Annotated in this window: 22 protein-coding genes and 1 riboswitch; of the genes, 19 read left to right on the top strand and 3 right to left on the bottom strand. The window is 46.0% G+C overall.

Going from position 1 to position 21,209, the window contains the following annotated elements; all coding sequences use genetic code 11:
* The first annotated feature begins 16 nt into the window (after nucleotides 1–16).
* The 16 genes from DFQ00_RS12270 to DFQ00_RS12195 all read left to right on the top strand — a co-directional run bounded on the left by DFQ00_RS12270 (nucleotide 17) and on the right by DFQ00_RS12195 (nucleotide 16,086).
* On the top strand, nucleotides 17–1,033 hold the full coding sequence (locus DFQ00_RS12270) for an SAF domain-containing protein (protein WP_110896764.1): 1,017 nt from the start codon (nucleotides 17–19) through the stop codon (nucleotides 1,031–1,033).
* A 29-nt stretch (nucleotides 1,034–1,062) separates the two neighbouring features.
* The gene (locus DFQ00_RS12265) at nucleotides 1,063–1,779 is read left to right on the top strand and encodes a hypothetical protein (protein WP_146236154.1); all 717 of its coding nucleotides are present in this window, start codon (nucleotides 1,063–1,065) and stop codon (nucleotides 1,777–1,779) included.
* A complete protein-coding gene (locus DFQ00_RS12260; RefSeq protein ID WP_110896762.1) occupies nucleotides 1,776–2,606 on the top strand; it encodes a CpaE/TadZ family protein in 831 nt (276 codons plus the stop codon). Before DFQ00_RS12265 ends, DFQ00_RS12260 begins: the two co-directional genes overlap by 4 nt.
* Before the next feature lie 7 nt (nucleotides 2,607–2,613).
* Nucleotides 2,614–4,434 carry an ATPase, T2SS/T4P/T4SS family gene (locus tag DFQ00_RS12255; RefSeq protein WP_110896761.1) on the top strand — a complete coding sequence of 607 codons (1,821 nt, stop codon included), beginning with the start codon at nucleotides 2,614–2,616 and terminating at the stop codon, nucleotides 4,432–4,434.
* 284 nt (nucleotides 4,435–4,718) lie between these two features.
* Nucleotides 4,719–6,497 (top strand): hypothetical protein, encoded by a 1,779-nt coding sequence (locus DFQ00_RS12250; protein WP_244213806.1) that lies wholly within the window; start codon nucleotides 4,719–4,721, stop codon nucleotides 6,495–6,497.
* Between the two features lie 74 nt (nucleotides 6,498–6,571).
* The gene (locus DFQ00_RS12245) at nucleotides 6,572–7,057 is read left to right on the top strand and encodes an ABC transporter permease (protein ID WP_110896759.1); all 486 of its coding nucleotides are present in this window, start codon (nucleotides 6,572–6,574) and stop codon (nucleotides 7,055–7,057) included.
* 16 nt (nucleotides 7,058–7,073) lie between these two features.
* The gene (locus tag DFQ00_RS12240) at nucleotides 7,074–7,475 is read left to right on the top strand and encodes a hypothetical protein (protein ID WP_110896758.1); all 402 of its coding nucleotides are present in this window, start codon (nucleotides 7,074–7,076) and stop codon (nucleotides 7,473–7,475) included.
* Nucleotides 7,468–8,022 (top strand): hypothetical protein, encoded by a 555-nt coding sequence (locus tag DFQ00_RS12235; protein WP_110896757.1) that lies wholly within the window; start codon nucleotides 7,468–7,470, stop codon nucleotides 8,020–8,022. The genes DFQ00_RS12240 and DFQ00_RS12235 overlap by 8 nt, the downstream gene beginning before the upstream one ends.
* Nucleotides 8,009–9,031, top strand: a complete 1,023-nt coding sequence (locus DFQ00_RS12230) for a hypothetical protein (protein WP_110896756.1) — start codon at nucleotides 8,009–8,011, stop codon at nucleotides 9,029–9,031. The genes DFQ00_RS12235 and DFQ00_RS12230 overlap by 14 nt, the downstream gene beginning before the upstream one ends.
* Nucleotides 9,032–9,133: 102 nt before the next feature.
* The gene (locus DFQ00_RS12225) at nucleotides 9,134–10,687 is read left to right on the top strand and encodes an ABC-F family ATP-binding cassette domain-containing protein (protein WP_110896755.1); all 1,554 of its coding nucleotides are present in this window, start codon (nucleotides 9,134–9,136) and stop codon (nucleotides 10,685–10,687) included.
* A gap of 45 nt (nucleotides 10,688–10,732) precedes the next feature.
* Nucleotides 10,733–10,842: riboswitch (TPP riboswitch) on the top strand.
* Between the two features lie 224 nt (nucleotides 10,843–11,066).
* Nucleotides 11,067–11,789: a thiamine phosphate synthase gene (locus DFQ00_RS12220; RefSeq protein WP_167433686.1), complete on the top strand. Its 723-nt coding sequence runs from the start codon at nucleotides 11,067–11,069 to the stop codon at nucleotides 11,787–11,789.
* Between the two features lie 32 nt (nucleotides 11,790–11,821).
* Nucleotides 11,822–13,099 carry a glycine oxidase ThiO gene (thiO, locus tag DFQ00_RS12215; RefSeq protein WP_167433685.1) on the top strand — a complete coding sequence of 426 codons (1,278 nt, stop codon included), beginning with the start codon at nucleotides 11,822–11,824 and terminating at the stop codon, nucleotides 13,097–13,099.
* Nucleotides 13,096–13,299: a sulfur carrier protein ThiS gene (gene thiS / locus DFQ00_RS12210; RefSeq protein WP_110896752.1), complete on the top strand. Its 204-nt coding sequence runs from the start codon at nucleotides 13,096–13,098 to the stop codon at nucleotides 13,297–13,299. Before thiO ends, thiS begins: the two co-directional genes overlap by 4 nt.
* Before the next feature lie 55 nt (nucleotides 13,300–13,354).
* Nucleotides 13,355–14,122 carry a thiazole synthase gene (locus tag DFQ00_RS12205; RefSeq protein ID WP_110896751.1) on the top strand — a complete coding sequence of 256 codons (768 nt, stop codon included), beginning with the start codon at nucleotides 13,355–13,357 and terminating at the stop codon, nucleotides 14,120–14,122.
* Nucleotides 14,119–15,168: a ThiF family adenylyltransferase gene (locus DFQ00_RS12200; RefSeq protein ID WP_110896750.1), complete on the top strand. Its 1,050-nt coding sequence runs from the start codon at nucleotides 14,119–14,121 to the stop codon at nucleotides 15,166–15,168. Before DFQ00_RS12205 ends, DFQ00_RS12200 begins: the two co-directional genes overlap by 4 nt.
* 219 nt (nucleotides 15,169–15,387) lie before the next feature.
* A complete protein-coding gene (locus DFQ00_RS12195; protein WP_167433684.1) occupies nucleotides 15,388–16,086 on the top strand; it encodes a response regulator transcription factor in 699 nt (232 codons plus the stop codon).
* Nucleotides 16,087–16,162: 76 nt separating this feature from the next.
* Here DFQ00_RS12195 and DFQ00_RS12190 read toward each other — a convergent pair whose 3' ends face one another.
* Together DFQ00_RS12190 and DFQ00_RS12185 are read right to left on the bottom strand one after the other, a co-directional pair.
* The gene (locus DFQ00_RS12190) at nucleotides 16,163–16,663 is read right to left on the bottom strand and encodes a C40 family peptidase (RefSeq protein ID WP_110896748.1); all 501 of its coding nucleotides are present in this window, start codon (nucleotides 16,661–16,663) and stop codon (nucleotides 16,163–16,165) included.
* A gap of 302 nt (nucleotides 16,664–16,965) precedes the next feature.
* On the bottom strand, nucleotides 16,966–17,607 hold the full coding sequence (locus tag DFQ00_RS12185) for a thiamine diphosphokinase (RefSeq protein WP_110896747.1): 642 nt from the start codon (nucleotides 17,605–17,607) through the stop codon (nucleotides 16,966–16,968).
* A gap of 189 nt (nucleotides 17,608–17,796) precedes the next feature.
* Between DFQ00_RS12185 and DFQ00_RS12180 the strand changes: the two genes are divergently transcribed.
* A complete protein-coding gene (locus DFQ00_RS12180; protein ID WP_110896746.1) occupies nucleotides 17,797–18,495 on the top strand; it encodes a trimeric intracellular cation channel family protein in 699 nt (232 codons plus the stop codon).
* A gap of 1 nt (nucleotide 18,496) precedes the next feature.
* Complete coding sequence (locus DFQ00_RS12175; RefSeq protein ID WP_110896745.1) at nucleotides 18,497–18,964, top strand: low molecular weight protein-tyrosine-phosphatase; 468 nt, start codon at nucleotides 18,497–18,499, stop codon at nucleotides 18,962–18,964.
* A gap of 177 nt (nucleotides 18,965–19,141) precedes the next feature.
* Here DFQ00_RS12175 and DFQ00_RS12170 read toward each other — a convergent pair whose 3' ends face one another.
* A complete protein-coding gene (locus DFQ00_RS12170; protein WP_110896744.1) occupies nucleotides 19,142–19,876 on the bottom strand; it encodes an alpha/beta hydrolase in 735 nt (244 codons plus the stop codon).
* Between the two features lie 254 nt (nucleotides 19,877–20,130).
* Here DFQ00_RS12170 and pdhA point away from each other — a divergent pair, with 254 nt between their 5' ends.
* Entirely contained in the window at nucleotides 20,131–21,198 is a 1,068-nt protein-coding gene (pdhA, locus tag DFQ00_RS12165) for a pyruvate dehydrogenase (acetyl-transferring) E1 component subunit alpha (RefSeq protein ID WP_095286477.1), read from the top strand.
* The last annotated feature ends 11 nt before the right edge of the window (nucleotides 21,199–21,209 follow it).

Genomic DNA, 21,209 nt, shown 5'->3' with positions numbered 1-21,209 from the left:
GAAAGGAGAGCCTCTTTTGTCCAAATTAAGAAAACAAAGTCGTGAGCGCATCTACGCAGGGCTGATTGGAGCGGGAGCTGTGGCAGTGATCTTTGCGGGATACGTAATATATCAGGTCAATACTGCCGAGAATGTCAGGTCAGCAATTGAAGCCCGTTATCTGTCCGCATACGAGGAAAAGCAAGCTGATCTGTTACAGCAGTGGAATTCTGGAGCTCAGGGCTGGGTGACAATCAGGGATATTGAGGCTGGTGAGCCTGTCATGCCTGATGATCTAAAGCTCGTTGCGATACCTGATGCACAAGCCCCTCGAAATTTGTGGTCCAGTACGAAGAAGCTGCAGGGTCAGGTAGCCAAGATTGAGCTGAAAAAAGGAACAGCGATTACGACCGAAATGGTCTATGAAGATACGCCGGCTCCTTCCGATTTAAGAAACCGGGAGCTTCAGGTGGTACTGCTGCCTTCTTCTTTGGTCAAAGGAGATATGATTGATATACGAATTCAGTTTCCAACTGGACAGGACTATATTCTGTTATCCAAGAAAAAAGTGGAGCGACTAAATGCAGCAACATTATGGGTTACGATGACGGAAGATGAGATATTGTCACTGTCCAGCGCAATCGTAGATGCTTACTTACATAAAGCTTCAATCTATGCTCTGACCTATGTTGAGCCCCAGTTCCAGACAGCAGCTATTCCCACATATCCAGCCAATGCCGAAGTGTTAAAGCTGCTGGAGAGTGATCCGAACCTTGTGCGTCATGCTGAACAGGAGTTGACCAGACAGGTCCGCAGCTCGCTCGAAAGCTCGTTAGCCGCCTCCATGTCTGCGCCATCCAAGGGCATAGAACAGGATGTTGCACAATCATCGGTTACTTATAATAAAAGGCCATCCGTACAAGAGACATCATCGGCGGGAGTCATTTGGAACGATGGTGCAGGAAGCGCATCGAACCAAGCGGGGAATGCATCTAATGTCCCGGATTTTTCCATACTTGACGAGCAGCAGCAATTGTTAACGGGAAATGAGTAAATGTTGAGACAAGAAGGGAGTGGTTGTTTGTGCATATATGGATACTGGCAGGTTTATGTGAGAAGCATGATTTGATGTTATACCTGTGCAAAATACTTGCTTCTACGGGGAAGCGTGTTCTGCTGGTCGATGGCACGCTGCAGCAAAAATATGGACACAATGTTGGAGATCATCGTCACCAGTCGCTACGAATTGTGGAATTTGAGGGGTTCGATATCGCGTGTCAGTTTGTGACTTCAACAGCAGTAGACCAGCATTTGCAGGTAAACGGCGAGCGTCTGGAAGGATATGATTATGTATTATATGACCTGGAAACGTTACACTTTGCTACCCGAAATCTATGGCTTGCAGCAGAGGTACGTGTCTGGGTCAGTGATTATGAACGTTACAATCTGGAGCGCAGCAAGGCATGGCTGGAGCAGCTGCTTGTTGAACAGGAGCTTCCTTCAGAGCTGACCTTTCATCGTATGCTGATCAATGGCGTGGACTGCAAGCTTGATGCTGCTTATCTATGGGCTTATCTGGAGGGGAGTCCCTTTGCATGGACCGGGGAATCTTTGCTTCTACCGTGGGACGAATTGAGCGAAGCCGTTAAGCTCGAGAATGAACATCATCGCCGAGTAGAACTGGGACAGTTATCGAGAAACTACAAAAAATCCTTATGTCGTGTTGTTGAGCAGTTCACTGGCTGGGAGCGTATGCACAGTCGTCGTGCAATGAAAGAAGCAGGGAGGATGAGGGCATGAGTACTATTACCTTTTGGAGCCCCTTTCCAGCCACAGGCTGCTCTTCAAGCACCTTGATCGGTGCTTACGCACTGGCACTCCAGTATAGAGCGAGAGTGCTGCTAGTGAATACAGGTTTGGCAAAGGAGGGGGTTGAAGCAAGTTTGTTTGAGGATGAGAGGGCTTCATCCGAAGCATTGTTTTCTTTTGAAGAAAACGGCTGGGATGCTGTGGAACGTTTATTTATTAGCGGTAGCCTGAACAAGCTTAATTTAAGAGACTATACCAAGCCGCTGCTGAAGGACCGATTGGATCTGCTGACGGGAAGCCGGAACAGGGCCGAGCGCTCAGCGGGATTTAAAGAGGAAATGCTGAAAAAACTGTTGAATACGGCTAACCAATGTTACGATCTGATTCTTCTGGATGCGAAGCATGGCCATGTTGATTCACCGCTAATGTTGCGGGAGGCAGATAGCGTTGTTGCTGTGCTGAATCAGGATATGAGGAATCTGGAAACGTTCTTTGAACAGATTATGCCAGATCAGTTGCGTGAAAAGAAAGTGCATGTACTCATTAACAAATATGATGCACGATCTCGCGCAACTCTGTCTAATATTAAGCGCGGCTTCAAATATAAAGGGAGTTTGTCTGCAATCCCCTACGCCAGCAGCTGTCTGGATGCCATGAATCGTCGAGATGCAGCCCGATATCTGCAGCTGGAAATCCAGGGGGACAGCAAACATGCGCGTAAAGGGAGTTTTGCCGCTGGCCTGGGTGAACTTGCCCGCCTGATGATGGACGGTGCGGAGATGCGTACTGTGCTGAAGAGGCTGGAAAGGGGAGCCTGAATCTCCAATGATCATGAATTCGATAGGCATAACGATGATTGTTATGGCCGGCTTATATTATATCTGGTTTAAGTATCGTGCCGTTCTTGGGGAGAAAAGTGTAGTTCTACCCGAACGCGAAGCTCTTACCATTGAATCATTAATTGAGCAGGTTAAACATTCATTGCATGAAATAAGCCACAGTCAGCTTGCTGATGCGGGTCTGCATGAAGAGGAGTACCGCCGCAGGATAAACCAGCGTGCTGAGATGAGAAAAGCACTGAAGGACTGTGTATCTGGAAGCATCAGTGACAAAACGTATGTCAAAAACCTGATAGCTGATCTGCTGACAAGAACGATTGGTTTGAACAAATCCAATGTGGATGAGGTTATGATGTTTGCAGAGCCTGAACGTTTAACTGCACAGGATCGTTTTGAAATTGTCTTTTATTTGTATCGGCAGCAATTTGGTGCAGAAGCACTCTCCCGAATGATTGATACGTATGATTTGGGTGAGCTCAGGCTGGAGGAGGGCGCGCAAGATGGTGGTAGCTATTATATTTCCGAGCAGGATATCCAGTATGTCTTTGAATGCGAGTATCGCGAGCTGGAATTCAGAGAAAAGGTTGAAATTATCGTGCAGCGTATCTTTCAGCACTATAAGGGATTCTCGGTTGTAGATGAGATCCGGGACCAACGGATCGACGGTGTCAGCGGAGGAGTGAGCGGGATTCTTGACACGTTTCCACAGATGAATTATTACACTCCTGCTTCCTGGAATGACCTGCTGGAGCAAGCTTTCGAGGATCAGCAACAAGAAGAACCGCTCAGCGGCACGCAAAGTGTCTGGATTTTTTATAAGGGGAGGTCGATTCATTTGTCCTTTCTGAGCTTTGGCAGTAATCGGGAATTGAAGCGTGTATGTCAGAATATATACAAATACAACTATCCTGGTCAATTGTCCGAGGCTAGTGGGTATAAAGTCAATGAGATGAAAGACGGCTCGCGTGTTGTTGTTGTTCGTCCTCCTTTTGCGGAATCTTGGGCTTTCTTCGTACGGAAATTTGATATTCCTAATGCATCACTTGAACAATTAATTACAGGTAACAATGCACAGCTGCCAATCCAATTGCTTCAATATTTGATGAAAGGCAGCCGGATTACAGCCGTGACGGGTGCACAAGGGTCGGGTAAAACGACATTATTGATGGCTATGGTCAAGCACATCTACGCCTCATACACCCTTAGGGTACAGGAGATGGCCTTTGAACTGCAATTAAGACGGATTTATAGCCGTCGCAACATTCTCAGTTTTCGCGAGACAGAGTATATATCTGGTCAGCAGGGGCTGGATCTGCAGAAAAAAACAGATGGTACAGTGAACATACTTGGTGAGGTAGCAAGTGATGAAGTGGCTAGCTGGATGATCCAGATGTCTCAGGTGGCATCTCTATTTACACTGTTTACACATCATGCCAAAACATTTCGTGATTTGGTCTTTTCACTTCGCAATTCGCTGCTGAAAACAGGTATGTTCCAGCATGAACATATTGCAGAGGAACAGGTCGTCAGTGTTATCAATTTCGATGTGCATATGAAAAAGGATGCTGCAGGACACAGATATATCGAACGAATCACAGAATGTATTCCACATGCTGGTACTCATGGGATCGTCGAAGAGAGGAATGGATTTGCATCTCGAAATGTTGTGGAGTATCGGGACGGGACATATGTGGCTAACTTGGCGCTTACCCCTTCAAGCATAGCGGAGATGCGGGAGCAGATGACACTGCAGGATGCCGAACAATTTACTCAATTCATCAGACAGCAGTGGGGTGAAGAACAGTGAGCATTAAGTGGCTTCTGTTGCTTGTATTAGGTATTTGTGCAGTCGGGCTGGTTATTACCCTGATAATCCTGCAGGTATTGCGAAGAAATGAGGCACTTCCCTTACATTCTGCTGTTAATGTGATTCGTATTCAAGGGAGAAAATACAGGGGACTGGGCCCTCTCCTGCTAAAGGCATATCAGTTCGGCATTAAGGTGCCCGTGATATCAACATATATTTTACAGGTGCAAAAAAGAATCTCCTATCGCTATGCCAGAGATGAACCCACGCTCAGGCGGCTAACGATGAGCATTGTGCTTATTATTTTATGCGGGTATGGAAGTGTTAGCATCGTGCTGTTCTGGCTGCAGCCCGGACTGGCTTTTGTCATTCTGTCCATCCTCTGTGGTGTTGTTTTAAATAGTCTCGTACTGGATATGTGTCTGAGCCGGATGGAGAAGAAGCTGCTTGTGCAGATGCTCGATCTGTTTGCAGATGTGAGACACCGATATCATCAGCATGGAATGGTTGAGGAAGCGTTATATGAAGCCGCGGAGGGGGGAACAGGGGAAGCAGCCGAGCAAGTAAGGCTAATCTATGAAGCGCTCACTTCTCCCGATCCCAATGAAGCGCTGGAGCGCTATTACGAGATTGCACCAAATCGGTTTCTGAAAGGATTCGCCGGTATTTCTTATATGGTGATGGAGTTTGGTGATAAGGACAAGGAGCAGGGCTCCATTTATCTTCAAGGATTAGGTCATCTGACTCAGGAAATTCATCTGGAGATTTTGAGACGTGATCGGCTCGACTATATGCTGCAAGGGCTAAATGTGATCGCACTCGCTCCTGTATTGTTTACAGGTCCGATTGAGCAATGGGCTCGGCTTAGCTTCCCTACAATGGATGATTTTTATCGAAGCAAGCTTGGATTTGTCACGAAAATATCCATCTATGTAATCATCATTGTAGCCTATCTGCTGCTGCAGCGGCTTCAGCAGTACGATGAGACACGCTATCGTTCCGGACACAAGCATTCCAGACTGGATCGTTTCTTGTATAAACAGCTCTTTTTACGAAGACTGGCTATGCTGTTTGCCCCCAAGCCGGGTACTGCGCCATACAATCAGACCATCCGGCTCATGAGAGAGAGCAGTACCGAGTTAAAATACGAATGGCTGGCTATACGCAGACTTATGTTATTTGTCAGCAGTCTGGTTCTGTCGATAGGCTTTGTGCTGTTGCTTCATCAAGTTGAGCGTAATCACATCCTGCATGATCCGATACGGGATGACCGCATGTTCGGTGCGATGTCCGAGGCGGATCTGAAAGTGGCTGAAGACAAGACGAAGCTCGACCGTTTGGTCATGGAATACGTGAAGATGCAGCGTGAAGTTTCCTATGAAGATATTTCCACAGCAATGCTGCAGCTTGCACCTCATGCAATGAATCATGAAGCACAGACTGAAGCAGTTACACGAGTTATGGCAAAGTTAGAATCATATAACAACCAGTATATGCAATGGTATGAAGTGGTTTTAGCTATAATTATTGCTTTATGCGGTTATCATCTGCCCATTTGGCTGATGCTGTTCCAGCGCAAGATGCGAAGCATGGATATGCGACATGAAATCTATCAGTTTCAAACGGTAATCTCGATTTTGCGTGAGATGGATCGCATGTCTGTTGAGGAAATTGTTGAATGGCTGAATCGCTTTGCTGTTATTTTCAAAAGGCCGCTGCAAAAGTGTCTGTTACATTTCGAGCATGGTCCCGAAGATGCGCTTGAGCAATTAAAAGAGGAGGTGGGGCTACCTGAGTTTCAGCGTTTAATTGATAAGCTGCAGCTTTCACTGGGTAAAATCTCAATTCGTGAAGCGTTCGACGATCTGGAGAGTATGATGGCCTTTTATTTTGAACAGCGCAAACAGGAATACAGCAAAATGATTGATATTAAAGCGGGCTGGGGAAGAACAATCGGTTTTGCACCGATGTATGCTTTAATCTTTCTGTATCTGGTCATTCCGCTGGTAGGCATGAGCTTTGTGCAGATGAACATGTATTATGAACAAATTCAGAAGCTGTAGCATACGAATCTGATTTGTGAAGCAGTGGAAACCGGATAATTAACCAATATAAATTTTAGGAGGGTATTTCATTTATGAATAATGCATCAAGTGCTTTGAAGGTAGCGGCAGGAATCTTTCTGACCATCGCGTTGATTACGATTGTGGTTTTGTTGTTTATCTCAGCGCAGGAGGCTACCAAAACAGCGCAAAATAACTTTGCAGATATTCAAACAGAGTTGTCCCAGGCTGCATTCACGGTATATGACGGGACCACCATCAGCGGATCACAGGTGACAAATGCTCTGCGTAAATACGCGGACAAAGATCAGTTCGGGATTCAAGTGATTACAGGGAAAAACAGAGGCGGACAATGGTATGGCAATCAGCTCAACATCTCTCAGGATATCAACAATGCGGATTATGGCTCTGTCCTTGCACCGGATGAGAAGGTAGGCAGCATTAATCAAACGATGAGTGAAAAAGACAATCAATACGTTAATCCGAGTGGTAAATTCAAGGCAATTATCGTTAAGGATCGTTCCAACGTTGTCAGAGGGCTGATCTTCCAGCAATCCTGACTGGAGATGGTATAACATGTCACGAAATACACAGCATCTGATGCTGTTCTGTACGGCGGTTGTGCTTTTTGTGGCAGCCTGCCTGTACGGGCAGCGTAATGTCCTTATTTTAACGAGTGCATTGAATGAAAGGACGGCAAGTGTTACAGCGATGGAAGGCAGAATCCATATGACGCTGCATTCGAGCCAGCCGAATCGTTACACTGGAGCGGAGGTGCTTCATACTGTGCGGCAAATGACAGGCACTGGGATTCAGGTTGAGGTGGATGGTCTTGAATATATCATTGATCCGTTTGCTAATCCGTCAGCGACAATTCCGGTTGAACTGGAAGGCAATTACCTGCCAACGTATAATCGAGGCGCCGCCGGAGAACTGTTAAAGCTCTCTTTTCGGAAGGAGGTAAAAGGCAATGATTAATGCAGCGTCCAAATTATTGGCTGTGCTGCTGGCCGTCCTGCTGCTTTATGTTTACCCCGCGGCCGAGGTTGCCGAACGGCAGGATGATATAGCTCGGATGACTGCGTCGCAGAGTGTTACACGTTTCGTGGATGCTGTGCGTACCAAAGGATATATTTCCCCTCGAATGCTGGCGGAGTTTGAAGAGCAGCTGGCCCGGACAGGTAACGATTATCATATTACGATGGAACATTTACATAAAAAATATGTACCACGTTATACGGACCCGATGAATCCGAGCAGCTTTACGGGAGCATATGAGGTCGTGTACGACGGATATTATTTATCCCAGATTCGGGAACGCCTCTTTCCGTTATCAGGCACATTGACAATGGATGATCCGGGGCGCAGATACACGCTGGGCGTAGGCGATTTTTTCTCTGTAAGCCTTAAAAGTACCAATCGAACACCTTCGATGCTTATTCGGGAATGGCTGCAAGGTGGCACAGCGCAGGCGGAAGCGGTTTTTACTGCACATGGGGGCATGGTGCTGAATGAAGATTACTGAGCTTGGCATCGTTTTTGTATTGATCTTCTTCCCGATCTTTTTCATGCTCACCCTTCACACGAATGATGCAGAAAAGGCAACCCTGCTTGCAACCCGTTACCAGACAGCACTTCAAACCGCAGTGATGGATGCGGGTTCAGTCATGCATCAGAACGAAAAACAGCATGCAGAGGCGGCTTATGATTCTGCCAAATTTGTTAAAGCGGACAAGGAGCTGGCACTGTCCACCTTTACACAAACGATGGCTTTAAATATGGGGATTCAGGACGATTTATCAGCTATTCAGCATATGTTTGATTACATTCCAGCCATCGTTGTGCTGGACTATGATGGTTATTATATTTTTGCCAAAGAAAACGAGATGACTGGGGATATGCAGCAGTCCTTTAGACAGGTATGGAGCCCTAAAAGGCCGTATACATATTCAGATCAGGATGGAAACAGTATTAATTTTACACTGGATCGTTATGTGTATGCCTATGATGCTAACGCTGGTAAATGGATCGAGGGCTTTCAGCATGAACTTGCTGCCCGTACGACAATCGGATTGCTGCAAGATTCAACTGTATTTGAACAGGTACGGCGCAGTCGTATTGTGACTCGTGTTCAGGACGAGCTTGCAGAGGTCATTAATCGGCATAATGAGTTTGCAAGAAAAAATGGTGTGTCCTATGTATTCACCATGCCCCTGATTTCGCAGGAGGATTGGTACAATTCGATCAATGACGTCGGTATTATCGCCTTTATGCAGGGGATCGCCGCGGGGGATCAGAGAATTAACAATTTTGCGATTGGTGGGGGCAGACTGGTCAAAAAAACAGCAATTGTTGGCGGGTTTGATCCCGCAACAGGCATTAAATATCATTATCCTGCCACCTGCAATGCTGGTTTCCATGCTCAAGAGGTGTTTACAACAGCAAGACAGGCAGCGGCTGAAGGTTATTTTGAATATGATTGCTCTGCTCAATTTTCATTACTTTCAGAAAACACAGAACCTGTGCTAAAATAAGGGTTCGAAACGTAATTCAGAATAATGAAATAGATAAATTGGACTATAGCGATTTCAGACACGACCTCGTTCAATTTATATAGATAGGAGCAGCTTCATCTTATGAGTTTATTATCTGTAGAGAATGTCAGTCACAATTTTGGAGACCGTACATTATTTAAAAATGTTTCATTTCGTCTCCTTGCTGGAGAGCGTGTAGGCCTGGTAGGGGCCAATGGTGCAGGGAAATCAACCCTGATGAACATCTTGACGGGAAAATTGCTAAAAGACAGCGGGAAAGTGGAATGGACGCCTAAAGTTCGTTATGGATATCTGGATCAGCATACAAAGCTGACCCCTGGCAAAACGATTCGAGATGTGCTGAAGGATGCTTTTCTGCCACTGCTTGAGCTGGAGAAAGAGCTGATGCAGATCACCGATCAGATGGCCGATGCTGATCCGGACAGACTGGAGCAGCTGCTGGAGGAGATGGGTGAAATTCAGGAGCAGCTGGAGCAGGGCGATTTTTATCTGATTGATGTAAAAGTGGAGGAAATGGCGAACGGTTTGGGATTAAATGCAATTGGTCTGGATCGGGATGTTGCCGCTCTAAGCGGTGGACAGCGCACAAAGGTACTGCTTGCCAAATTATTGCTGGAGAAGCCAACGGCCTTATTACTGGATGAGCCGACAAACTATCTGGATGTAGAGCATATTGAATGGCTGACGCGTTATTTAAAAGACTACCCGTATGCTTTTCTGTTAATCTCACATGATACAGAGTTTATGAATGAAGTGGTGAATGTAATTTACCATCTGGAATTTGCCAAGCTTACGCGCTACGCTGCCAATTATGAGAAATTTCTGGAGATGGCGGATATGCAGAAGGCGCAGCATATTGATGCGTATGAAAAGCAACAGGAATATATTAAAAAGCAGGAAGACTTTATCCAGCGGAATAAAGCTCGTGCATCCACCTCGGGACGGGCGAAAAGCCGGGAAAAGCAGCTCGGCAAGATTGAGCGGATTGATCGTCCTGACGAAGCTGCAAAACCAACATTTAATTTCAAGGATGCCCGTGCAAGCAGCAAAACTGTGTTTGAAGGCATTGATTTTGAAATTGGTTATACGTATCCGCTTCTGCCAAAGATGACGATGACTATTGAACGCGGAGAAAAGATTGCTATTGTCGGTTGTAACGGTGTGGGTAAATCGACACTGCTCAAGACCATTCTGGGTAAAATCCCGCCTATTAGCGGTAAAACATTCCTGGGTGATTATCTGGAGACGGCATACTTTGAACAGGAAGTGCGTGCTGCAAATATTACACCGATTGACGATGTATGGAATGAGTTTTCTCATCTGACTCAGAATGAAGTAAGAGGACATCTAGCTAGGTGCGGTCTCAAAAATGAACACATTACACGTCCCTTGAACATGCTCAGTGGGGGAGAACAGGCTAAAGTGCGGTTGTGCAAGCTGCTGATGCGTGAAAGCAACTGGGTATTGTTTGATGAGCCGACGAACCATCTGGATGTTACTGCAAAGGCCGAGCTTCAGCGAGCGTTGAAGGAATACAAGGGGACCGTTTTACTTGTGTCTCACGAACCTGATTTTTACGAAGGCTGGGTCACCAAAACGTGGAATGTGGAAGAATGGTCGGAAAAAGCACGATGACAAAAAAATCCGATTGTGGTAATATAGGCTACAACTTCAACTTCATATGAACACTAGGGGGGCCGCACGATGCGGCTGAGATGGAAGAATGCGATTCCGGACCCTTCGCACCTGATCTGGATCATACCAGCGTAGGGAAGTGGCGCGTTTCAGCAAAATGACAGTAAGTGATGTTCTCTAGATGAACAGGAAACTTACTTACAGTGATGCAGGCAATAGGTACTGGCGAACGGTTGTTGACTTAACTGTTTAACAGATCTCATCTGCACGCTCGTAATCTGTCTGGACCCTTGTTTATACGCAGCCACTCCTACGGGAGTGGCTTTTTTGTGTTGTGTCATTTCCGTGCTTGACGCTGCACGTAGGGAAGGAGGATAACGTGAATACAACAAGGACTGAAGCAGAAAGAGATGGAAAGAGTGAACGTTCGCTCCATCACTCACTAAATCTTACTGTCATACCTAATGAAGCATGCAAGCAAGCTCAGTCTTCCTTTGAGCTGCATGTTGTGTCTACCAATAAGGGGGAGCAAACGAGTGTGCTGAACATCGCCAAGCAGATATGGCCCTGGGTGGATTACATTCACATTCGGGAAAAGCAACTTTCGCTGCAACAACATTTTAAGTGGGCCAGGCACATGACAGATTCAGGAATTCCAGTCTCACGCATTGTCATCAATGGGGCCAACCCGTTATTAGCCGGCGATTTGTGCTGCGGAGTACATTGGAGCCAGGACATGCTGACAAAGGCGGAACTGGACATGAATGTCGTGAGAAAGAGACAACACATACGCTTAGGAGTATCTGTGCATTCCATTCATGAGGCGCGCATAGCAGTGGATTTCGGGGCAGATTACCTGTTTTTCGGGCATGTGTATGCAAGTCGTAGCAAGCCAGACCTACATCCAAGGGGGGTGGAAGCGTTGGCGGAAGTATGCTCCGGCGTTGATATTCCTGTGATTGCAATTGGTGGTATTCAGGCATCCAGCATCCAGGCGGTACGGTTAGCGGGAGCTCGTGGTGCTGCTGTGATCTCAAGTGTATTTCAGCATGAGAACCCTGCTCACGCTGTCCGTCTTATAAAGCAGGCGGCAGAACAGTAATATACATGCTTCAAAATCAAGGAGATGGGCACATGCAAAAACGAGGGGCCGTTCCACTGGAGCAAGGTTCTGATGATCAATCCGGATTTAATACATGCTATGGATCGGATGAATTATATGAATCCAATAGTTCGCATGAAGCTGCGAATATTCAGGGATCTGAGTTATCTGGCGTGCTTCACGCAGAAACCATTATTGTTGGCGGAGGCGTCATAGGTTGTGCTATTGCCTTTGAATTGACACGAAGGGGACATGATGTGCTTCTGATCGAGCAAAATGAGATTGCGAGTGGAAGCTCCTGTGCAGCTGCGGGAATGCTTGCTGCGGATAGTGAGCATTTTGCTCATCCTGTTATCGCTCAGGCCGCTCTTGAGAGCAGGGCGCTGCTGCACAAACAAAAGGATCAATTAACGGCACTGTCGGGCATGGAACTTGGTTTAAGGCAGAGCGGGTTCATCACACCATTCAGATCATACAATGAAGTAAGTCATTATAAGGAAAAGCGGGCAGCCGTTCCATTGACGGAACAAGTTTGGTGGGACAGAAGTACCGTGCAGCGAGAAGCCGCTTGGCTTAATCGGGATACATACGGTGCGTATTACCGATCCTTGGAGAGCGAAATCCTTCCGGTGTCGTTAACCAAAGCTTATGTGAGGTCAGCACATAGGATGGGGGCCCGGATATGGGAAGGTGTAAAGGATATTCAATTATTAGTGAATCAGTATGGTGTACAAGGGATTGTGACCGAGAGGGGACATGTCACTTGTAAACACGTAATTATTGCCGCTGGCTTGCATAGTGAAGTGCTGCTACAACAGGCAGGCATCAGCTTACCTTCAAGTCCGGTTAAAGGAGAGATCGTTGCGATTCAATTTCCTGCAGAACAAACAGCTTACAAACCGGATCGCACGCTTTACGCGGAGGATATCTACATCGTTCCCAAAGCGAATGGAGAAGTCTGGATCGGAGCCACGAGCTGGCCCGGAAAAAAAGATCACAGCGTGTCAGCTTATAGTGTGCAACGATTGCTTAGTACGGCAAGCACCTGGGCTCCTGGAGTCAAAGAAGCCCATTTCTTGCGGGCCTGGGCTGGTGTGAGACCTGGAACCCCGGATGGTCTTCCATATATAGGAGAGTGCGATAACATGCCTGGCTTGTATACTGCCTATGGGCATTACCGTAACGGAATATTACTTAGTGCAGTAACCGGACGCTGGCTTGCAGACATGCTAGAGGGCAAAAGTGCTGAGGAGATGGGGATCGAAGCTTTATCGCCTAATCGTTTGAACAGAAAGGGAGTTGCGCGTTGAACATTATCGTGAACGGACAGAAGATGGAGATTGCTGATGATTTGAATCGAGTGGACAAATTGCTGCAATCCTTTAACCTGCAAGTGAAAACGGTCGTTGTGGAGTTGAATCGTAACATTTTGACGAAGGATCATCATGAGACGACAGCGCTGAGAGACGGAGATCGAATTGAAATTGTTCACTTTGTGGGTGGAGGCTAACTGAAATAGATTATAGGGTTAGTTAAACATGTTAAATCATAGGGAGAGTGCTGACATGCTGAACATTGGAAAATATGAATTTAATTCAAGACTGCTGCTTGGAACAGGCAAGTTTACGGATTTGCATATTCAGAGTCAGGCTGTGGAAGCCTCAGGTACAGAAATATTAACCTTTGCGGTGCGCCGTTTGAATCTGGAGGAGGCGGGAGAGAAGCATTTTCTGGACACGCTGGATTTAAGTAAATATACACTCCTGCCGAATACGGCGGGTGCCACGACTGCGGATGAAGCAGTGCGGATCGCTGAGCTTGCACGGGCATCTGGACTTTGTGATATGATAAAAGTTGAAGTGATCGGAGACGGCGTAACATTGCTTCCTGATCCGCTTGAAACGTACAAGGCTTGCAGCATTTTGCTGGAAAAAGGCTTCACCGTTTTGCCATATATTTCGGACGACGTTATATTAGCCAAACGACTGCAGTTACTTGGTGTACATGCAGTCATGCCGGGTGCTTCTCCGATCGGTGCCGGTCGTGGCATCATTAATCCGTATAATCTGGAGATGATTATAGAGCAGGCTGTTGTGCCCGTCATTGTTGATGCAGGTTTGCGCTCGCCTAAAGATGCTGCTCATGCAATGGAGCTGGGAGCGGATGCTGTACTGCTGAACACTGCCGTATCCGGATCTAGTGATCCAGTGAGTATGGCGAAAGCGATGCGGCTCGGGGTGGAGGCAGGCAGACTGGCTTATACAGCAGGTATGATTCCTGTGAAGCGTTATGCGGCAGCAAGCAGTCCGGTGGAAGGAATGGTTCATACATGAGAGATCAGTTATATCAGGCGGAGCAGCTCGATCGCTACTCCAGACAGGAACGATATGCTCCTCTTGGCCAGGAAGGTCAGGCAAAGTTAAAAGACAGCAAGGTTTTAATCATCGGAGCAGGTGCGCTTGGAACAGGTATAGCTGAAACACTGGTTCGTTCGGGTGTTGGACAGATTACGATTGTGGATCGGGACTATGTGGAATGGAGTAACCTGCAACGGCAACAGCTTTATGTGGAACAGGATGCAATAGATCGCATACCCAAAGCAATGGCAGCGGTCAAACGTTTAACTGCAATTAACTCTACTGTTCGCATCGAGGCCAAGGTGATGGATGTACGAGTAGACGAGCTGGAAGAGCTCATTCCAGAGGCGGATCTGATTATGGATGCAACAGATAATTTTGATACACGGTTACTCATTAATGATATGGCCCAGAAGCATCGAATTCCATGGATCTACGGGGGCTGTGTCGGCAGCTACGGTATTACGTATACGTTTTTACCGGGGGATACACCTTGTTTGAACTGTCTTCTGGGTGAGGTCCCCCTTGGCGGAGACACCTGTGATACGTCGGGAATCATTCCTCAAGCGGTGCAGATGGTAACGGCAAATCAGACAGCGGAGGCGATGAAGCTGCTTAGTGGTAATACAGCCGCTCTTAGAAGAAAGCTGTTGTCCTTTGACGTGTGGCGAAACGAGTACATATCCATTAATGTGGATGGGGCGAAAAAGCAGGATTGTGCATCATGCGGCCCATCTGCAACATATCCGTTTCTTTCGGCATCCAATCTGGAGAAAACGGACGTACTTTGCGGCAGGGACACGGTGCAGATTCGTCCTGCGCGAGCCATGAAGCTTGATCTGCATCAGACAGCGGATCGGTTAACTCGGCTGGGTGAAGGAAAAGTGGAAAGTAATCCTTTTCTGGTATCATTAACAACAGCTAAACATAGATTAGTTATTTTTCAGGATGGCCGTGTTCTTGTTCATGGGACAAAAGATACGGCAGAGGCACGAACTCTGGTACATCGCTATTTTGGCTGAATTACATTAAAGAATATTAGTTTCATCCTATAGATGAATATTTTCATGCAAGGGCACCATCATTATACGCAGGCGCTGATCTCCTCGACTGATCGCTAACAATTCAATCAAAGCATTAAAGTCTGTTCCCGACGGGAATGGACTTTTTCTTTTTATGGCATCCTAACTGTACAATCCATGCCAAAAAGCGGCGGAAAACAGACAGGCCGGGTGAGATGTATGAAAACAGCGATTAGGTTAGCAGGTACAGGAGAGCTGGTAACACGTATAGAGCATATTTTGCTAGAAGAGGGCTATGAAGTGAGCCGGCTTAACTGGTCTGAAATAGATAAGATGGGAGATGCAGATGCGCCCCGCGAGCAGTTAATCATTTTTGTGGATCGGGATACAGAGGAAATACAGCGAAGCGAACAAGATCGAATAAGTTTAAAAAAATGGATGAATCAAGGCTGTTTGCGGCCTGTATTTGTTATTGTTCCCGAGGCTACTCCGCAGCGTGTTGTTGACTGGCTTGATTTTGGAGCGAATGATGTTATGGAAGAACCGTTGCATCCCAAGGTGATGTTAGCGAGAATACGCAGTTTGCTTCGGCTGTTTGCCAATGCATCTTATAATGAGGAGGAAATCATTGTTGTGCAGGACCTCAAAATCAATCTTCGATCACGAAGGGTGAGTCGTGGTGGGCTGTACTTGAATCTGACTCCAAAAGAATATGAATTATTGGAATATCTAGCCAGACATCTGAATGAAGCTTGTACGCGCAGTGATATTTTGCGTGAGGTGTGGGGGTATGATTTTGCAATGGATACCAATGTGGTGGACGTATATATCAAACACCTGAGGGTCAAGGTTGATAAAGGCCAGGATGTGAAGCTGATTCAGACGGTTCGGGGAGTTGGATATATGCTGCATGGCTGATAAAATGCATTAAATGTGAAAAGACCGGATCACGATGACCCGGTCGCTGTTACATGGCTGAATTAGGCAGGGCGTGCTAGAGCACGCGGCGAGCTGTAATGTAAGTTCTTTTCCACGTGCCGGAATTCAGATCCGATAGTGTTACACCTGGAGAACCATACGTATGAAGAATCTGTCCGTTGCCAGCGTAAACGCCCACATGGGTAACGTTAGAACCAGTGGAACGGCTGCCGCTTGAGAAAAAGACAAGGTCGCCAACGCGAAGATTGGCCTTCGAGACAAATGTGCCCTCCTTGGATTGTTTTGCGGCAGTGCGCGGAAGGTCTACACCATACTTTTCAAAAATATATTTCATAAATGAAGAGCAATCAAAGTTTCTGGTTGTTGTAGTCGAAGCACCAAATTTATATGGAGTTCCTGTAAATTTTTTGCCAAAGTTTACAATTTGTTGTCCTGTTGATACAGATGCTGTTGCAGCTTTTGCCACAGGTGCATTTGTCATTAGTACAGCTCCAAAACCTAGTGTAGCGCACAACCCGACGGTTACGGCCTTTTGGAATAAGAAGTTTGTTTTCATGTAGTTAATACCTCCAAAATTCGTTTTCGTTAAGTTGCTAGAGCGAGTATAACAGGTTTGTAACAACCTAGAAATTGGATACATAAGCAAAAAGCTTGATAGATCAGTAGTTTGGCTATCTTTATTAAAATATGATTAAAAATGTCAAAAAATTAATCATTGACGAATAGGAAAACAGCTTAAAACGAAAAAATCCCTTGAAAATCAAGGGATTTTAATTGTTTTCTTATGTTTTTTTCTCAAAAAAACAGGTTACAAAAACGTAATAATTATAGATGGATGCGGACCCGAGAGTGAAGATATCAGTCTTTGCTTTGGATAATTAATAGAAGACCGCTGTCGATTGTCACTGTGCCAGATTCACCTAGCAGCTTGTTGCTGATGCCCAGGGACTGTCCCATGCGGATTGTTGCCTGATCCAACGGGTACATGAATCCTTCCAGACATATGCCAGTAACCTCGTGCGTTAAAGGAAGAAGTGAAACATAGGTATATCCACGTGTCTCCACAACAGCACTTGACGTGGTCAGCATCATATAATTATGCTCGTCCTGCAATGCACATGAAATATGATGCTGCATGGCCCGAACCATAATATGAACATTCGCAAGTGTATGATCCATCCGTGTACCCGTTGCGCCAAAGATGAGAATATGGGTAGGCTCGTGATCGAGAGCAGTTTCAAAAGCCATTTCAGTATCGGTAAGGTCTTTATGCACAGGATCACAAGCGACAAACTTTCCACTATTATTGCTAACGATCTCGCGTTCTGCTTCTGAGATGGAATCAAAGTCACCAACAGCGATGTGGGGTTTAATTCCATGTTCGATTAAATACAAGGCTCCGCGGTCAGCTGCGATAACGATGTCATCGGTCTGAATTTCCTGGATGAACTCTTTGGCGAGCAAGCCTCCAGTAAAAATCACGATACGTTTATAATCCATTCTATTTCATCCTTCCTTATGTATAGAGGAGAACCATTTACATTTTATAGTAGGTTTCGAATAAAACAAGTGTTAAAACTATACACCAAACCAGTATAATCGACAAAATGTGGTTGCACAATTTCTGTACTCGCGGATACAATGGGAAGAGCGACATGGAGATGACTTGAAAAGTGAGGTTTGAACAGGTTGGACTTACACATTTTTGAAGTATTCAGCATTATCGGAACAATTGCATTTGCAATGTCCGGTGCATTTGTGGCAATGGAAGAGGAGTATGATATTTTGGGTGTACTGGTGCTGGGACTTGTGACAGCATTCGGTGGAGGGATTATCCGGAATGTGCTTATTGGTGTGCCAGTAACGACACTGTGGAGTCAGGGCTCGCTCATTATGCTTGCGTTGGTATCCGTAGCTGTTGCTTTTGTACTGCCTCTGAAATGGATAGGTCACTGGAAACGGACAGAAGCGTTATTTGATGCGATTGGACTGGCTGCCTTTGCGATCCAGGGGGGATTGTATGCGGCTAATATGGGCCATCCAGTCAGCGCAGTCATTGTAGCAGCTGTGATGACGGGGATCGGTGGAGGAATTATTCGTGATCTGCTTGCCGGACGTAAACCACTTGTGCTGCGTGATGAAATTTATGCCGTATGGGCGATGACAGCCGGCTTTGCAATTGGCATGGGCTGGTTTACAACGAACGTTGGACTACTCATTTGTTTTGTGACGGTAGTCTTTTTCCGGATGTGCTCGGTGCATTACAAATGGAAGCTGCCGCGTCGTTCATTAACTGAGGACAGGAATACTGGTGTGATGAAGCAGGAGAAACTGATGATGAAACACACACCGTCTGCAATTCAAGGGACTTTAGGCAAGGGGGATTAACATGATTAACGTTGTATTTGTATGTCTTGGTAACATTTGCAGATCACCTATGGCGGAAGCTGTTATGCGACATAAGGTTATTCAGGGCGGCTTCGCAGATCAGATTCGTGTAGATTCGGCGGGGACAGGCAACTGGCATGTGGGCAAACCTCCGCATGAAGGTACACGAAAATTGCTGGATTCGGTTCAAATCTCATATGCAAATATGACCGCGAGACAGTTTGCAAGCGAAGACTTCACTCAATTTGACTACATTATATGTATGGATAACTCCAATGCAGATAATGTACGAAGCTTGCCAGGTGGAGAAGAGGCAGAGATCCTTAAATTTATGGATCTGCTTCCGAACGAAAAGCTGAGAGAAGTACCTGATCCGTATTACACAGGCAACTTCGAAGAAGTGTACGAGCTGGTGAACGCTGGCTGTGATGTATTATTGAACAGCATTATAGAAGAGCATTCGTTATAAATATCATTGATGAAATGGCAAAGAGGCAGGATGGAAACGAGAATGATCAGAAGCTCCTGCTTCTTTTTCATCGCATGAATGTAAGCGTTAACAATGGGGCGGGAATGAAACCAACAAATTAAAAAAATAAAAGCGGCTGTGCAGCCGCCTAACCAATACATGTGTTATATCTTGATGTTAGCGTTCTTGCAAAAAGTAGAGCAAAGCCTCCGGCAGTTCCTTTTGCCAGAAGCCCCATTGGTGATTCCCGTCCTTCTCCTGATAGGAGACGAGAGCACCGCGTTTCTCCAGCAAATCCCTAGTATTTCGGTTTAGCTCTACAAAATCATAAGTTCCAGTGTCGGCTTCAAAAGCCGTCTCCTGCAAACCAACAATCATCCAGATGGACAGCCATGACAAATCCTCGGCCGCAGCATAGATTTCCTGAGAAGCAGAGTAGAATGCGCCAGACATGCTGATGACGCGGGTAAACAGTTCTGGATACAGCAGCGCCAGATGGAGGGACACGCTGCCGCCAAGCGAATCACCAGCGAGAACACGCTCCTGCGGAGAACGTCTAACGGGATATTTCTCCTCTACATAGGGAATAATCTCTTCTGCAAAGCACTTGGTGTAGGCTGTGAACCGATTGCCAAAAGGAGCATATTCCTGAGTTCTTACGGATACGTCGACTTGAACCCCTACTATAATGAAAGGTTCAGCTCCTTCATCCAGAATGATGCGGTTAGCGGTCGTGGCGATTCGTCCAAAGTTAAAAAATTCCTCACCATCCTGGCAATACACTACAGGGTAGCTAAGCAGTTCGTTGTAGCCTGGGGGAAGATAAATACGAAGGGTCCGTTTCTCACCGAGATAACGGCTTTCCATCTCTTCCTTAACAATCGTCCGTTTCAAATAGCGGGAATCCGTCATAAAACGTCACCTTTCCGGGTTATTTTTGCATTCGACCGCGCAATACGGTAAGATTAACCTGGTGCGGGGATGGGTCAAACACGCAATCATGTATTATGCTGTTATACCAATATTAGACCCCTGTTATACATACAATCCGAAAGGAAACATAAAAATATTACGGATTTCTTTGACGTATGCAGTGAAACAGGTGTATAATAATAATATAACAGCGGAACTTGATATTCAAATTTTTTGTTGAGGTGAAGAAAAAAATGAGCAAGGTTCCTTATGAAGTATACACGGAGGATGTAGAAGCTCTGTCCGTGCTGTCTCCTGACGGCGAAATTGTTAACAAAGACATGATGCCTAAGCTTTCCGACGATCAATTAAAAGAAATTATGTATCGCATGGTATTTACCCGTACTTGGGATGACCGTGCAGTAAACCTGGGCCGTCAAGGTCGTCTTGGTTTCTATGCTCCAGTATCTGGTCAAGAAGCTACAATGGTTGGTAGTGAGTTTGCTCTTGAAAAAGAAGATTTTATCGCTCCAGGCTATCGCGACATTCCGCAACTCGTGTGGCACGGACTTCCTCTTTATCAAGCATTCTTGTACTCACGTGGACACCAGCATGGTGGACAAATCCCGGACGGCGTTAACGTATTGATGCCACAAATCATCATTGGTGCACAAATTCTGCATGCAATGGGTATTGCTATGGGATACAAACTGAAAAAACAAAAACAAGTAGTTATCACATACACAGGTGATGGCGGTTCCTCCGAAGGTGACTTCTATGAAGGTCTGAACTACGCTGGTGTATATAAACTGCCTGTAATCTTCTTCGTACAAAACAACGGCTATGCCATTACAACTCCTTTTGCTAAACAAACAGCAGCTCTGTCCATCGCTCACAAAGCGGTAGCGGCAGGTATCAAAGGTGTTAAAGTTGACGGTATGGACATCTTTGCTGTTATCAAAGCGGTTCAGGAAGCTGCTGAACGCGGACGTAATGGTGAGGGCGCAACGTTGATCGAAGCTGTAACTTATCGTTTCCGTCCACACTCTCTTTCTGATGATGCTTCCAAGTATCGTACGAAGGAAGAAGAGGCTGAGTGGAGTGAAAAAGATCCAATCGCACGTTTTGCTAAATATCTGGAGAAAAAAGGTCTGTGGACTGAAGAAGATACAGCACGTGTGAAAGAAGAAGCAAAAGCAAAAGTAAACGAAGAGATCAAAAAAGCGGAAAAAACCGAGAAAATGACGATTTCGGGCCTGATCGACAGCATGTTCGAACAAACGCCTAAGCACTTGGAAGAGCAAAAAGCTGATTTCCAATAAGTTTTTTCCGA

It is taken from the genome of Paenibacillus barcinonensis (genome assembly GCF_003217495.1).
Lineage (GTDB): Bacteria > Bacillota > Bacilli > Paenibacillales > Paenibacillaceae > Paenibacillus > Paenibacillus barcinonensis.
This window is presented reverse-complemented; position numbering and strand designations above follow the sequence as displayed.